Annotated in this window: 15 protein-coding genes and 4 pseudogenes; 3 read left to right on the forward strand and 16 right to left on the reverse strand. The window is 43.2% G+C overall.

From position 1 onward, the window contains the following. Positions 1-3: 3 nt before the first annotated feature. The 3 genes from CGC63_RS01515 to CGC63_RS01525 all read left to right on the forward strand — a co-directional run bounded on the left by CGC63_RS01515 (position 4) and on the right by CGC63_RS01525 (position 2,371). The gene (locus tag CGC63_RS01515) at positions 4-1,536 is read left to right on the forward strand and encodes a glycosyl hydrolase 53 family protein (protein WP_004223558.1); all 1,533 of its coding nucleotides are present in this window, start codon (positions 4-6) and stop codon (positions 1,534-1,536) included. A gap of 196 nt (positions 1,537-1,732) precedes the next feature. Next, positions 1,733-1,885: a hypothetical protein gene (locus tag CGC63_RS01520; protein WP_004223555.1), complete on the forward strand. Its 153-nt coding sequence runs from the start codon at positions 1,733-1,735 to the stop codon at positions 1,883-1,885. 153 nt (positions 1,886-2,038) lie between these two features. Next, entirely contained in the window at positions 2,039-2,371 is a 333-nt protein-coding gene (locus CGC63_RS01525) for a DUF3784 domain-containing protein (protein WP_015542405.1), read from the forward strand. 157 nt (positions 2,372-2,528) lie between these two features. On the opposite strand, the pseudogene CGC63_RS01530 reads toward CGC63_RS01525, so the two are convergent. The 16 genes and pseudogenes from CGC63_RS01530 to CGC63_RS01615 all read right to left on the reverse strand — a co-directional run. Beyond that, a pseudogene (locus tag CGC63_RS01530) lies at positions 2,529-2,720 on the reverse strand (integrase core domain-containing protein); the annotation flags it as partial. Continuing rightward, positions 2,713-4,569, reverse strand: a complete 1,857-nt coding sequence (locus CGC63_RS01535; RefSeq protein WP_001820670.1) for a recombinase family protein — start codon at positions 4,567-4,569, stop codon at positions 2,713-2,715. The gene CGC63_RS01535 and the pseudogene CGC63_RS01530, both read right to left, overlap by 8 nt. 54 nt (positions 4,570-4,623) lie before the next feature. Beyond that, positions 4,624-4,815: a hypothetical protein gene (locus CGC63_RS01540; protein WP_001820669.1), complete on the reverse strand. Its 192-nt coding sequence runs from the start codon at positions 4,813-4,815 to the stop codon at positions 4,624-4,626. Positions 4,816-4,886: 71 nt separating this feature from the next. Further along, positions 4,887-5,117, reverse strand: a complete 231-nt coding sequence (locus tag CGC63_RS01545) for a YdbC family protein (protein WP_001206986.1) — start codon at positions 5,115-5,117, stop codon at positions 4,887-4,889. A gap of 45 nt (positions 5,118-5,162) precedes the next feature. Beyond that, a complete protein-coding gene (locus tag CGC63_RS01550) occupies positions 5,163-6,017 on the reverse strand; it encodes a ParB/RepB/Spo0J family partition protein (RefSeq protein ID WP_000743700.1) in 855 nt (284 codons plus the stop codon). Between the two features lie 8 nt (positions 6,018-6,025). Further along, positions 6,026-6,991, reverse strand: coding sequence for a MobV family relaxase (mobV, locus tag CGC63_RS01555; RefSeq protein WP_001820668.1), 966 nt, complete (start codon positions 6,989-6,991; stop codon positions 6,026-6,028). 517 nt (positions 6,992-7,508) lie between these two features. Beyond that, positions 7,509-8,541, reverse strand: a pseudogene (locus tag CGC63_RS01560) (AAA family ATPase). Positions 8,542-8,695: 154 nt separating this feature from the next. Next, positions 8,696-9,170 (reverse strand): annotated as a pseudogene (locus tag CGC63_RS15235) (RNA polymerase sigma factor). Positions 9,171-9,253: 83 nt separating this feature from the next. Beyond that, positions 9,254-9,679, reverse strand: a complete 426-nt coding sequence (locus CGC63_RS01570) for an RNA polymerase sigma factor (protein WP_000323895.1) — start codon at positions 9,677-9,679, stop codon at positions 9,254-9,256. 94 nt (positions 9,680-9,773) lie between these two features. Continuing rightward, positions 9,774-10,283, reverse strand: a complete 510-nt coding sequence (locus tag CGC63_RS01575) for a sigma-70 family RNA polymerase sigma factor (RefSeq protein WP_105116765.1) — start codon at positions 10,281-10,283, stop codon at positions 9,774-9,776. Positions 10,284-10,773: 490 nt separating this feature from the next. Then, entirely contained in the window at positions 10,774-10,947 is a 174-nt protein-coding gene (locus tag CGC63_RS01590) for a cysteine-rich KTR domain-containing protein (protein WP_002779755.1), read from the reverse strand. A 51-nt stretch (positions 10,948-10,998) separates the two neighbouring features. Continuing rightward, positions 10,999-12,918 (reverse strand): tetracycline resistance ribosomal protection protein Tet(O), encoded by a 1,920-nt coding sequence (tet(O), locus tag CGC63_RS01595; RefSeq protein WP_000691758.1) that lies wholly within the window; start codon positions 12,916-12,918, stop codon positions 10,999-11,001. 366 nt (positions 12,919-13,284) lie between these two features. Continuing rightward, the gene (locus CGC63_RS01600) at positions 13,285-13,659 is read right to left on the reverse strand and encodes a TnpV protein (protein WP_001129922.1); all 375 of its coding nucleotides are present in this window, start codon (positions 13,657-13,659) and stop codon (positions 13,285-13,287) included. Beyond that, positions 13,640-14,413: an IS3 family transposase gene (locus CGC63_RS01605; RefSeq protein WP_154965436.1), complete on the reverse strand. Its 774-nt coding sequence runs from the start codon at positions 14,411-14,413 to the stop codon at positions 13,640-13,642. The genes CGC63_RS01600 and CGC63_RS01605 overlap by 20 nt, the downstream gene beginning before the upstream one ends. Continuing rightward, the gene (locus CGC63_RS01610; RefSeq protein WP_004841766.1) at positions 14,389-14,676 is read right to left on the reverse strand and encodes a transposase; all 288 of its coding nucleotides are present in this window, start codon (positions 14,674-14,676) and stop codon (positions 14,389-14,391) included. The genes CGC63_RS01605 and CGC63_RS01610 overlap by 25 nt, the downstream gene beginning before the upstream one ends. 72 nt (positions 14,677-14,748) lie before the next feature. Beyond that, positions 14,749-14,931, reverse strand: a pseudogene (locus tag CGC63_RS01615) (MobT family relaxase); the annotation flags it as partial. Positions 14,932-14,943: the final 12 nt, after the last annotated feature.

The raw sequence follows: 14,943 nt of genomic DNA on the forward strand, positions 1-14,943 counted from the left end.
GGCATGAAAAAGCTATATAAGAAAATAGTTTCATTAGTAATGAGTGCGCTTTTAGCAGTAATGGTTTTGCCGGTAACAACTCATGCATCAAATCAGCAAGATAATGATATTGTATACGGTGCGGATATTGGGTGGTTAAGTCAAATGGAAAATCAGGGGATACAATATTTGAATGAGGACGGAAATGTCGATGATGCGTTGTCTGTGTTAAAGAATAAAGGCATTAATGCGGTTCGATTAAGGGTTTTTGTAAATCCGGAGACAGATTTTGTTTGGACAAAACCTGATGGAACAACATGTCTTTTGGGATATTGTGATACTCAAGGGTTGTTATATACTGCGCAAAGAGCCAAAAATCTAGGTATGAAAATCATGCTTGTATTTCATTATAGTGACCATTTTGCAGATCCTTTATGCCAGGATATACCTGAACAATGGTCGGGGGCTTCAGCAAAAGAAATTGAAAAATATGTATATGATTATACATACTATATAATGAATTTTTTGGGAGAAAATGGAATAACTCCTGAATGGGTGCAGGTTGGCAACGAAGTGAGCTATGGTGTTCTATATCCCTATGGAAGTAATCAAACGGGTGATTTCGAGCAACTTACGGCATTTTTAAATAGTGGATATGATGCAGTGAAGGCTGTAAGCCCGAATTCAAAAGTAGTTACACATTTGACACATGGAAGTGGTATTTTACATTTTGAATGGTTTTTTAGTAATTTTATTACAAAATGCGGAGGAAAAACCGATGTAGTAGGACTTTCCTACTACCCGTATTGGACAGGTGGAGATGAGATTGAAAATGTTGCAGTAAATCTATACAATATGGCAACAAAATACGAGAAAGAAGTAATGATTTGTGAAACTGGCGAGGTGGAAACTGATGCAGCTAAAACCTATGAACTGCTTCGTAAAGAAATAAATGCCTTGAATACTGTGCCTGGAAATAAAGGCATTGGCGTTTTCTATTGGGAACCAGAAGCAAATTCACAGTATTTACCAGATGGTTACACATTAGGTGCGACTGAAGAAGTTTCTTCAAATACACTTAGATTTACAGATGCTTTAAATGCTTTCAAAACGGGTACGACATTCTTATCAAATGAGTGCTCATATGAGTTTTATAACGTGAATAGTCAGAAAGCACTTAACGTATGTCAGGGGTCCCAGGATAACAATGCGAGTATAGAACAATATACGTATGGTGGATGGAACAGCCAAAAATGGATATTTGAGCAGGTAGATGGAAACTATTATATTATAAAGAACAAGAACAGTGGTCTTGTTTTGGATGTGAATTCTATGTCCACGCAGGTGGGGGCATCTATTATACAGTATGAATATAATCAAGGATGGAACCAGATGTGGGAAGTGATTGAAAAGGATGATGGTTCATATGCTTTAAAAAATCGATTGAGTGGATTGTATTTAGGCGTTAGAAATAATTCTTCAGCAGATGGTGAGTGGTGTCAGCAAACAAATTTAAGTGAAAGTGGAACATCCTGGTATCTAGTTGTGACGGAATAATAAACTATATTCATGAGATTGTTTATTGTATAAAGATAATCTTGAAGCGTCCTAGGAAGGAAAAACTTCTCAAATCATGGGGCTATCGGTTAATACCGATTTTTAGGCTCTAAATCTTAAAATATGAATCTCCCGTAGAAATCAGTATTTTTAATACTTGAACTTCTTCGGGAGATTTGTATTTTCTAGTTTCTGTATGTATTTTAGGGCGCAAAAATCCTTTAACTGCATTTTGGAAGCATTCTACAATACGAAACGAATTCATAGTCACTGTGATTATATGTCACCAAACGATTATGAAGAGCTGTATCGTAGGCTTCAGCAAGATGAATTGCAGCTGGCAGGTTAAGATGAGGAAAACCTCATTTTAACTTGTACTAAATCTTGACATAGGACCAAGAATATAATAATTTGTTATATATGATTAAGGATGATGAGTAATGCAGAATTTTCGACTTGTGGACTTTAACAACATCGAAATTTGGTGGGAGGTGTTATACAAATGAAACTGGCAGACTTATCAACTGGACCAGACTGGGTAGTATATGTTGGATTTATAATATTTGCTGTACTTTCCATAGTTTTGATTTCTGGACATGGAAGTTGGTTAATTTCCGGATATAATACAGCTTCAAAAGAAGAAAAGGCAAAATATAATGAAAAAAAGCTATGCAGAACAATGGGAATTGGAATGTCTGTTATAGCAATTCTTCTATTAATTATGGGGGTGTTTGAAAATATTTTACCGGCATTTTTTGTGTATATTGCATTGGGTATTATTTTAGCTGATGTTGTGATAATTATTGTCTTGGGAAATACAATATGTAGAAGGTGACAAATTTGAATTTATGGAGGAGGAAGTATATGAGTAACAAAGGAATTATAATTTTGGTAATTATATGGATGCTTTTTTCTTTAGTTTGGTTTTTGGCAGGAAATACTGTAAAGGGAATGTAGTGGTCAAGCATTTTTGTAACACTTTGTTCGAAAATTCACCCGGCATATCGAGCTTCAAATGGTGTTTTCCAATCATTGTAGGAATGAGGACGGACATGATTGTACCATACGTACACATATCGGTTTAGTGCTTCATCTAAGCTGGCTGCATCATAAAAATGATTAGGATATATCAGTTCATTTTTTAGTGTGTTATAAAAGCGCTCCATCGGTGCGTTATCAGTCGGTCATTTTTTGCGGACAGTTCATACATGCTATCCTTTTCTGTTCTCTGCTCCTGCGTTTGCTCTCGTTTGATTTCTCCCTCCGTATCTTCTTGGCACAAGCAGGACAATACCTTGATGCACCAGAGCCCGGGACATATTCAACGCCGCACACCGTACAATTTTTAGCGGGCATTGCTGCCCACCGTTTTGTAGGTATGATATGTAATTCATCGACAAAGCCGATGAATTTATAGTAAATCTTGATTTCCTGCTTCACTGTTCCGTCTGCCATCTTCTCACGCTCCGAAACAAGTATCTTGTCTATGAGTGCGTTTATAACTGTTGCATCCAGTTCTTTTAAGCCTTGATAATTTCGGATAAGGGCGAGGAAGTCACGGATTCCCCGTGATTTCTCGTAGCTTTCATTAAGAGTTTCCGTCACCTCTTTCAGCCTTGCTTCAATTTCAAGCTGCTCTTTCTGGTATTTCCCCGACATCATCTCAAAATTCCGCTCGGTAATACGCTCCATGACCTTATCCTCGTAGAGAGAGGAAAACAGCCTGTCCAGTTCCGCAAGGCGTTTGTTCAGCTTCTTACGTTCTTTCTCTAATGCTTTCGCCCTGCTCTGGTCTGTTTCCGTGAGCCGCTTTTCTATGGCCCTGACCGCCTTTTCATCATTCACTGCCATATCCGCAAAACAGTTGATGTCGGCAAGAACGGCATTGAATAAATCCCTTGCTTCTATATTGTGGGCACTACACTCGCTTCTTCCGTTTCTTGCATAATTATTACATGAATACTGTACACAGTCGATAATCTCTGGGCGTTTCCTCCTGTGTACGTTCATTGCCCGCAGAGCACATCCGCAGTCCACACACTTGATAACGCCTGCAAAAATATTTACAAATCCTCCCTTGTTCTGTGGAAGCCTACGACTTGTAATAAGCTGTTGGACAATATCAAATTCCTCCTGCGTGACTATTCCCTCATGGGTATTGGGTATCACTTCCCATTCTTCGGGCAGCTTAGAGGGGCGTTTCTTGCTTTTCATATTGGCGGCAATCCGTTTGTAGCCTACAAGATTTCCCGCATATATCGGGCTTCTTAAAATGCTCCTCACGCTGTTCCCACTCCAAATATAGCGTTTGTCCTCGTTCCCCTCAAAATGACGTTCAAAGCCTGTTTCGCCACGCTCCGCCGCATAAGCGGCAGGGCGTAGGATATGCTGTTTATTAAGATGTCTGCAAATTTTGGCAACTCCATTCCCTTTTAATGCAAGGTCGAATATCTCTTTTACAACATGTGCCACTTTATCATCTATCAGCAGATGGTTGTGGTCGGCAGGGTCTTTGATATAGCCATAAGGGGCGGTAGTTCCCATGAATTTCCCCTGTTGAAACCTCGCCCGATATGCCGATTTTATCTTAACAGATATGTCAGCGGCATACATTTCGTTTAAAATGTTGCGGAAAGGCGTGATGTCCATAGCAGATTTATTCAAGGTATCTACGCCGTCATTGACCGCTATATACCTCACGTTATGCTCTGGGAAGAAAACTTCCAGATATAACCCACAATCAAGATAGTTTCTCCCCAGACGGGATAAATCTTTCGTAATCACGCAGTTTATCAGACCGCTTTCAATGTCTTTTATCATATTCTGGAAACTTGGTCTTTGGAAATTTGTACCAGAATAACCATCGTCCACATACGTTTTTGCTATGTGCCATCCCTGCTTTTTCACATAATCCGTGAGGATGGATTTCTGTGTCGCAATGCTCGCACTCTCGTTATCCGTACCATCGTCTTTAGATAAGCGGCAATAAATGCCGACTAAATAGATTTTCTTTTCTTCTTTGATTCCTGCCATACTGTAAAACCTCCGTATCTGTCCTATCTGTTTTCATGTCCCATTGCGTACATTCTAAGCGGACAGCCCCTCATTGTCGAAGGTGTCGCCCTCGGCAATCTTCTTCCGAATATCCTCGGAGATAATCGGGACAAACGCTTCTGTAACGGTCTGTGTGCCGACATATTCACGGCTGATTATCATCTGCACTGGTGCTTTTGGCACGATACGCTTTCTCTTTTTATCTGCTTTCTTATCCTCGCCCATACTTAAATCTTCCTTTCCAGACAGGGCAGGGAAGAGTTTGGAAATGTCCCCGCCCTGCCAATCAGATACCATTAATCCTCGCTGTTTAATTCTTTCTGTAATGCTTTAAGGAGTGCCGCCGCTTCATCAGCGTTCAGCGTGATTCCCTTGCCGCACTTTTCACGGTTCGGGGAAAAGCTGCGGATGTCATACTTCGGCTCTTTCCCATTCCATGAAATGAGATTGATTTCCTTTGTGTAGCCACTGTCGCCCGTAGACAATACTGCGATTTCCTTTACGATTTCATACTGGATTTCTCTCATTCTCCATACCTCAACTCTCTGTATTTACTTCCCGAAAAAAGAAGATTAGCGGCTGTCACGGTTGCGTTTCCTCTGCAACTCACGCTCCAAAAGTTTGATGATGGTTTCCTCCATCTGCTTCGGCGTTGTGTTCTTCGGAAAGTATTTTTTCAGCTTGCTTGTGTTGATTTTCAAGGTTTCTTTCTGGTTGCCCTTTTCCTCCGTCATAATCGCAAATATCGTATCCATGTCAAGCCGCCCGCTCTGGCTTAACTGTTTCATCCGCTGTGCCTGTGAGAGTGAGGGCGTTGCTTCTTCGCTCTCCATCGTGGCAAAGAGGTTTTCCTGCTCGTCTTTCTTCAAGAAGGACAGTTCCACCGCAGGCGTGAGGGCGATTTTCCCCTCGTCCACCATCTGCAAAATCGGCGGTATCAGTTCCGTCAGGCGGATAAAACGCTGCACGGTCATCCTGCCCACGCCGAAGCCCTGTGCCACCTTGTCGTCCGTCCGCAACTTCGTCACAACTTGTGACGAGGTTAAGTCTGTGCGGAAACCCTGCCGCTTCATGGCTTCGGATTTCATCTTGTAAGCAAACGCCCGCTCCGATGGCAGGATATTCTCACGCTGCAAATTGCTGTCTACAAGGGTGATGATGGCTCGGTCACGGTCTAAGGGCAGGACAAACGCAGGCACGGTATTTATCCCTGCAAGTTCAGAAGCACGGACACGCCGCTGTCCTGCAATCACTTCATAACCGTCCCCGTCCTCTTTCGGGCGTGTGATTATCGGCGTGACAATGCCAAATTCCTTGATGCTTTCCGCTAACTCTGACAGTGTTTCATCTTCTGCCACATGAAACGGATTGTCGGGGAACGGGTACAAGTCTTTGGTCTTTAACACCTTAAAATCCTGTTTCTTCATTCACATATCTACCTTTCTTTCGCTCTGCTTCTATGATTTTTCTGCAATTCTTCCAACACTTCGGGCGGTATTTTTGACAGCAGCCGCCCCATCTGCTCGTTGGTTCTCTGCAATTCAAATATCTTCTGATTCGCTTTCTGCACCTTTAGTTCCTGCTCGTACTTTTCATCACGCATACGCCCCGCATAGTCTGATTCCTGCCCAATTCTCTCTTTCAAACTGTCGATATACGCCTGCTGTTTCCCGATTTCCTTAGAGAATTTCTCCACGTCTGGCAGCCATGCAGAGAGTAAATCTAACGCTTTATCCCTTTTCTTCCCTGCGTTAAAGGCGTTGATGTCGGATAGGGCAGACACGATTTCTTCATACTGTTTATCAAGCCTGCCGCCTAATTTATAGAGCCATGTGGGGACGTGTTTCCGCTTGGTTTCCATTGAGGACTGCCCCCGTTCAAGCTGATTCCACCGTGAGGACATCCGCTCATGGTAGGCGGTCTGCCACTCGGATAATGATTTCTGGTTGCCTAAGATAGCTTTCGCTGACAGCTTATTGTCTGGCGTAATCGGCACAAAGCAGAGGTGCATATGGGGCGTTCTCTCGTCCATATGGACGACAGCGGAGAGGATATTCTGCTTTCCAACACGCTCCGAAATGAAGTCAAGAGCCGTCTGGAAATACGCTTTTTGTTCTTCGGGCGGTAACTGGTTCATAAATTCTGGTGAAGCTGTGATGAGCGTTTCCACCATCATCACGCTGTCTTTCCTTGTCCTGCACCCCGCTTCGGCTACCATGCGGTTAATCTCTTTCTTGTAGGTGTACTTTGGTGGTGCTATGAGATGGTAATTGTTTTTAGAGCGTTCCATATCTATATCTGGGTTGCTTTTGTAGGCTTCTTTCTTCCGCTCGTTGTGGCGTTCACAAGCCGCAACGCCGCCCGCTTTTCGTTTCTGGAAACGCAGGATTGCATAAGGCATAGGCGGATTCCTCCTTTCTTTCGGCGGGTGACCGTCCTTTGGGGTGACAGCGGTGACGGTGGTGACAGCAGTTTTGGGATACCCCCTGCCGACTGCCGCAACTGTCACCCTCACCCCCTGCATGACGGTCATGTCGATGATGACGGTGTTTTTGGGATACCCCCCTCGCAAGAGCCGTCACCGTCATGCCGCCATTCTTTTATCCGAAGCCGTAAGGCGTAGGATAGCAGGGCACAGCCCTGCCTTAAGGGAGTCCAGAGGGAACGTCTGGCACACGACTTTGCAGGGCAAAGTGTAGTGTGTTACACCCTGTAAACGCAGTCGGAAAAATCGGAATGATTTTTCTGACCGCAGGGGTGGTTTTACACGACCGAAAAGGGCGAGTAAATCTCACGCCTGCATTTTGCGTTTACGGGGTGTTCTCCCGTAGGGATGACAGCGGCAGGGTATCCTAAAATCACTGTCACCACCGTCACTGCTGTCACCCGCAGGGCAGAGCCGCCAGCTTTACATGGCTTTAAGCGTCAATGACAGTAACAGGGGGGTATCCTAATATCGCTGTCACCACCATCACCGCTGTCACCCGCCCTCCTTGCAAGGGCAATCCGCCTGCCGTCTTTCCTGCGGCTGTACTGGTAGCAGATACGGTTCTCGCTTAAAAATGTGGTGCGGTATTCATTCAGCCATTTCGTAATCACCGTGGGTATGGTTTCCGTTTCCCCCATAGCGGCTAACAGTTCCGTTGCCGTGCCTATCCATTCTTCCTTATCCCTCATAAAATCCACCAACCGAAAAAGGACATCTGGTATCGTTTCTTTCGCAAGCTGCTCCTGCGTTTTCCGCTCCACAAGCTCCCAACGGCAATCACGGAAACGCAGCGTGTATTCCTGATAAGGCGTGTCCCTGCCCGTCACATACAGCTTGGCGGTGTCAGACGCACGTTTCTCCTTTTCCAGAACAAAGGTAGCGTCCGCACTCCCCGTTAATCCTGTCGTCCCAGACACCTTGTTGAACACGTCGCTGTCATTCTGCTTTCGGATGTGGTGTACGACAATGACCGCCAGAGAGTGCCTGTCGGCAAAGTCTTTGATGAGGGAGATGTCCCCATAGTCGCTTGCATAGGCATTGTCTTTTGAAGCTGTACGGACTTTCTGCAAGGTATCAATGACAATGAGCCTGCTGTCTGGGTAATCTTTCAGATAATCTTCAAGCTGCACGATAAGACCGTCTGACAGCTTGCAGCTTGCCACGGCAAAGTGGAGCCGCCCGCTTGCTTCGTCCGTCAAACGAAATAACCTGTCCTGTATGCGGCAGAACGTGTCCTCAAGGCAGAGGTAAAGCACATCGCCCTCCATTGTCGGCATATCCCATAAAGGGATTCCCTGCGACACGCATAAGCATAGCTTCAGCATGAGCCAGCTTTTGCCTATCTTCTGTGAGCCGCAGAACAGCGATAAGCCTGTCGGGATAAGGCTGTCCACCACAAAGGATGGTTTCTCAAGCGGTTCATAAAGGAGCGTTTCGGCGTTGACTGTCTGTAACTTCTGCATGGCTTTCCTCCTTTCGGGCGGTGTCTTTGTTTTCGTTGCACATAGGCGTTGACCTCCTTAAAAATAGATTTACTCCCACGGAAAAAAGTGAGAGTATGTAATGCCGCCAATCCCACACAAATAAAAAACAGATTTCTTTTTCGGGCGGTGTCGGTCACGGTTGGAGATATTTCTTCAATTTCCGCCTTTACTTTCTCCTTTGCAATCGCAACAGATTTCTGTATTGCCGAAGCGGTGCAATGCTCCATAGCGGCGATTTGGTAAAAATTGAACTCATACTCGTAGTAGAGCAGGAAACGCCGCCTTTGTATCTCTGGAAGGCTCCCAACCGCCTTATAGAGCGTTTCATTCCGTTCTTCCTCAACCATGCGTTCATCAAGGCTCTTAGGCACACGCAACGCCCGTCTGTAAAGGGTTTCGTCCCATACCTCGTTAAACTCCCTGTGCCGCTCGTCCCATTAGAAAAGATTCCTGTTCCTGCGCTCCATCTGCCGAAACTCCATAAAGAACTGTTCCGACACTTCCAACTCGTGGGATTTGCCCTGCCCGTCCTTAAAGCTGATAAAATACCTTGTGCCGCTTTCCGTGGATTCCTCCCGAAGCGTGTATGCCTTAACCCTGTATGCCATCCTGTTGTCCTCCTGCAAAAAATGAGTGAGGGGATTTCCATCCCTCACCCAGTAGCCCGCAGGATGGCAGGCTGTTTTAGAAGCTATAAAATTTTCCGCAGCTTCTTCCGCAGATGGTCTAACCTCGCATAGATGGCACCAGTCGTCAAATGCACAAGCGGGGCAATCTCCTTTGTGGAATACCCCTGCATTTTCAGCAGGACGATTTTCAAGGTACGCCCGTCCACCGTGACTAATACTTGATAGAGATTTTCGCTCTCAATCTCTTCCAGTAACTCCGCAACCGTACCCACTTCCGCCTGCCGCTCCCTGCCTGCCATGTCCTCAAGATATTCCGCAACGTCATTCGTCCATCGGTAAAACCGCCTGTTGGAATTGAAGTCTGCCCTGTCCGCCATGCGTATCTGCTCAATGGTCGCTTCATCAACGCCGCACTCACGCAGCAGCTTTTCCTCCGCTTCTTTCCAGATACGCCATTTCCTGTCCTCCCGTCCGTGGTTGTATGCCATTCTTACTTCCTCCAATCAGAATTGATTGAGAGGGCAGAGAAAAGCCCCCTCATCTTCCCAAAGGAAAAAACAAGGGGGCTGAACGCCTTAAATTTTAATTTTCTATTATCTTTCTTAGTTTTATTAGGATTCTGGCTTTGCGTTTGTTTACAACGCTCTGGGTTATGCCCAACCTCGCCCCGACTTCACGCTCGGAAAGTCCGTCAAAAAAGATTGCCTGTATCAGCTCCTGTTCACTATCCGACAGCAAAGGCAGGGCGGCTTTCAGCCTGTCCACCATGACCGCATTGACAACGGTTTCTGCAATGTCCACCGCTTCATCAGTGATAAAGTCCAGAGGATTCCCCTCGCTGTCCGTAAATCCGTCGAGAGATAGCAGTCTATTCTTTGTATCTAATTTTTGCAGATAACGCCACCGTTCCTTGTCACGGTAGAAGTCTGTGTATTGCTCCCTCACGACTTCAAGCAGACAGCCTTGAATGGGGATAAACAGCTTGTCCATATAGGTCTGGTCGGATTCCCTGCAACGGCAGAACTCCGTGTAGGATAATTCCACATAGCCGCCACTTTCTCTGATATATACCTTTCTTGGTGCATATTTCACCATAAATACCTCCCATCTGAATTTTTGAAATGTAAAAAATCCAGATGGAGAGGCGGAGAACGACACCGCATATCAGAAACAGCCCTACGGCACTTTCCAACAAAAATCGACAAAAGAAAAACCGCAAAGGCTCTGTGACCTTTACGGTTATAGGAAATAGTAATTCTATTGTATGGAGATTGTACTTCTACTTTCAAGGTGAGAAGTACCGTTGCACTGGCAGAAATTTTTTTAACTGGTTTCCTGCCGTTCTCTGATATGCTATGTATTGATAAATTTTGCTTCGTATGAGCAGATAGATAACTGCCCGAAAAAAGGACATAAAAAAATCCCTCCAAATTTAAAAACAAATTCAGAGGGTAATTTAGGGTATAACAAAATAACCCACCCGAATATCGTTTTTTTTATTTGGTGAGTTTGTTCTTTCAAATACGAAACAAAAAGAGCCGATGATTCGTGAATTGTTCCACAATTTCATCGGCTCTGCGTCTTAAGCGTCTGGCTCTTTGATGACAGTTATCTTCAAGTTGTCAACTTTAATCAATCTTTCTTGTCTGCATTTTGGACAATAAAGGGGATAATTCTCCAAAACAGTGTCCTTCCTAATTTTATTACGGGTTTTGCTCCCACAAACAGGACACAATATCCATTCGCATTTCATCATAATTAGTCTCTAATCCTTTCAAATCTCATTTTATATGACTTTTGCAAGCTGTTAAGCTAACTTGTGGAACATATGCCGAACCTTATCTATACGGCTATTCGGGCGGCGGGGTTGGCAAATAAATTTACCAATAGCTGGCTGGTATCCTTTTAACTCTGTCAAGCAGACTCCCTGCCCATTTGTGAAATAAGTTAAATCGTTCCTGTATTCTTGAATACATCTAGCAGGGATTTCTCCTTTCAGAATGACCTCGTCATTCTTTATCTGAGTACTTACAATATCTGCACAATACCTTGGAGCATCATGATACGCCCGTGAGAGATATTCCTGCGGTGCATAAATTTCAAAGTGGAGATATGGCTCTAATAGTTCTGTCCCTGCTTTTTTTAAAGCCTGCTCCAATACGATAGGGGAAAGCAGCCGAAAGTCTGCGGGGGTACTTACAGGACTATAATACAATCCATATTCAAAACAGATTTTACAGTCTGTCACTTTCCATCCATACAGCCCCTGCTCGCAGCCATAAAGAACCCCCTCCATAACCGCATTTTGGAACGATTGATTTAAATATCCAAGTGAAACTCTGCTTTCATACTGCACTCCGCTTCCAATAGGGAGCGGCTCTATGGACAACCCGACAGAAGCCCAGAAAGGATTTGGCGGGACTTCTATGTGGATGGTATATTCTGCTTTTCTAAGCGGTCTTTCCATATATATAACAGTAGGCTCTTTTATTTCTGCCTCCACATGATATTTTTCCTCAAGGATGGCACAAATGACTTCCATCTGCACATTCCCCAAAAAAGAAAGTATAATCTCATGCGTTGTAGTATCCACATAATATTTTAAAAGAGGGTCGCCATCTGAAATTTCTGTAAGTGCCCCAAGCAATATTTCCCGCTGTTCAGATTTCTTTACTGCAATCGTTGTTTGGAGCATAGGGAGAGGATTTTCAATAAATTTTCTCTGCGGCAACAGTATTTCGTTCCCCAAAATACTGTTTAGCTGCAAAACATCATTTGGTAAAATTACAATATCACCAGAGCAGGCTGTATCGGATGAATATAATTCACCGTTTGTCGGAACACACATCTCTGTGATTTTTATTTTCTCTTTTTCAGATATTCTAATAACATCCCTCAAATGCAATGTTCCGCTATATATACGCACATAAACAAAACGCCGCCTTTTCTCTGAATATTCAATCTTAAAAACCTGCCCGCATAGTTCAGATTGACCTTCAGGCGTTGATGAATAAAATTTACTGGCAATTACTTCTATAAGCTGCCGAATCCCCAGATTGTTTTTAGCGCTTCCGTGATAAACGGGAAATAACGTTCCGTTTTGGAATCTCCTGTTTTCTTCCTGTTCCAGTTCTGACATTTTAAACGGTTTCCCTGACATATATTTCTCTAATAGTTCATCGTTTCCCATAATTACCGCATCCCACTGTTCCATATCGTCATTGTCCGTTACATTTATATGGGGATGCTGCCCAACCTTTTGCTTCACTATAATTTCCGAAGAAAGCTTTGCTTTCATTTCCCGATATACCATTGGCAAATCAATCCCCTCTTGGTCAATTTTATTGATGAAAAAAATTGTCGGAATCTTCATTATCTGTAGTGCATGAAACAGTATACGGGTCTGTGCCTGTATGCCATCCTTTGCAGAAACTAATAATACTGCTCCGTCTAATACGGATAAAGAACGGTATACTTCCGCCAAAAAATCCATATGGCCTGGCGTATCTATAATGTTGACTTTTACATCCTCCCACTGAAAAGATGTCACTGCTGTCTGGATAGTGATTCCCCTTTGACGCTCCAAATTCATTGTATCTGTCCTTGTTGTGCCTTCATCTACGCTCCCTAGTTCTGCAATTGCACCACTGGTATACAATAAACTTTCCGTTAATGTTGTCTTTCCTGCGTCAACGTGAGCCAGAATGCCTAAGTTAATTATTTTCATGTGATTTTCCTCCTATCAACACCCAAAAAAGGGCATAAAAATACCCAGTGATAAATACTCCTATCACTGGGTAAATAACTCCAATAGCCCCAAAACACTTATATGTTTTCGGGCATATAAAATTACATGATAAAAGTATTCTTAAACTGGGTACAAAAAACTAAGCCCCATATTAAAAGTGAAACGGGACTGCTACTTTTTGTTCCCACTATCAAATTGACAGTTTATTTAAGAATACCTTGCCGCATATTTATTAACTCCTTGTATAATACTGAATCTAATTATATTCCTTAACCCTTTATTTGTCAAGCTGACAAACTAAAGCAGAAAAAGCGGCAGGATTTCCCCCTGCCACTAATCATCTGTTTATGCAAAAATAATTTCCTTTTCCACAATCTCCCTCGCACAAGCCCTTATGTTATTGAGGCATCCTGTCCATTCTAAGGCGTTTTCTGCCTTTAGCTGTTCCGTTATGCCCTGTGCCTGTTTCATACCCTCTATGAGCCTTTCAAAGCGTTCCTGTGCCTGTCTGTTGATGTCGGCAAGGTAGGCGTTTAGCCTGCCGCTTGTAAGAAGATTGGTGTATGTAACTTTACGGTACTGTTTTAGATAATCTAAATGCCGTTGCCCCCAGATGCCTATTGCCTGTTCTTCTTCGGCGGGTACAGTTAAGCACGGTATCAAATAATCCCCTTGCCTTTCGTATTTGCCGCCCAGTTCCTCAAATAATGATTTTGCCATTGTCTGTTACCTCCACATTCTTTTTTATTTTGAATGTCCGCAAAATCCGTCCTACATCATAAGGACAGCCTGCCTTACTCATACTCTGACAAATCCCCCTGCTTTCACAATAATTGATAAACCCCCATGATGTAAACTGGCAGCCTTGATCGCTATGTAAAATCAATCCTTTTTCAGGCTTTTCTTCCATCAGTGCCTTCTCTAAAGTTGCTTTTGCCAATTCCGTATTGATATAATCCGAATTTAAAGTGGCAACTATACTACGGTCATATAAATCAAGAATAGAGCAGTTATAACGCATTTTTCCATTCCTCATACGGATATAGGTGAAATCTGTACACCATATCCGGTTTGGCTCCGTACAATGGAAATCCTGCTTTAGGAGGTTTGGGAAAATCTTATTTTTTGTTCCATGGACATATGCCGGCTTCTTTCTCATGATCCTTGCATGAAGTCCCAGAATTTGGTTCATATATTTATGGACGGTAGTCTTACTTAGAGAAATCTCCTGCCTTTTCAAAAAGATCCTCATGGGTCTATGTCCTAAAATTCGGTTGTTATTATAATAAATGGTTTTAATTTGTTCAAAAACTTGTTGCCGATGCTGCAGAAAAGATTTCTTCCGGTTTTTCCGGTAATTATAATAAGCATTGGGATAAATATGGAAATGCTTTAATAACCAGCGTAACCCAAAGAAATCCTTATGTTCATCAATAAATCGATAAGCCTCTAATCGATTTCCTTTGCAAAGAATGCCGCCGCTTTTTTTAAGAAAAGATTTTCCTTTTCCAGTTCCTGGATACGCTTATGAAGCTCGTGTATTTCCTTTGCATTTTCTGAAAAAGAGGGAGAGGTTTGTGGCTTTGTAGACTGGCATTCTTCGCTGTATTTTTTTACCCATCCTACAAGGGTGGATTTTGCAACCTGATATTCTTTTGAAAGTTTTGGATAGCTGGTACCTTTTAAATATTCCTGTACCATCTGCTTTTTAAATTCTTCGCTGTACTTTTTGGTCATGGTGGTTTCTCCTTGTTCGTTTTATTCTATTTTATCCGAACGGAATGTTACAACTTTAGTATACCACAACACACCCATGTAGTAATGCTCGGAATAGGAGTAGAATCCAAAGTCCTCATGTATCATAAAGCCCAATTTCAATTTAAGAATCGTTTCCACCACATATCGTACGTCCGTAGTCGGAAAACGAATCCTCACATAATCAAACAGCATGGTAAGCGGTGACTCTGGATTGTAGCGTTCCAGAGCTGCCAGAAGATTTTCTTT

The sequence above is a fragment of the Blautia hansenii DSM 20583 genome (assembly GCF_002222595.2).
Classification (GTDB): domain Bacteria; phylum Bacillota; class Clostridia; order Lachnospirales; family Lachnospiraceae; genus Blautia; species Blautia hansenii.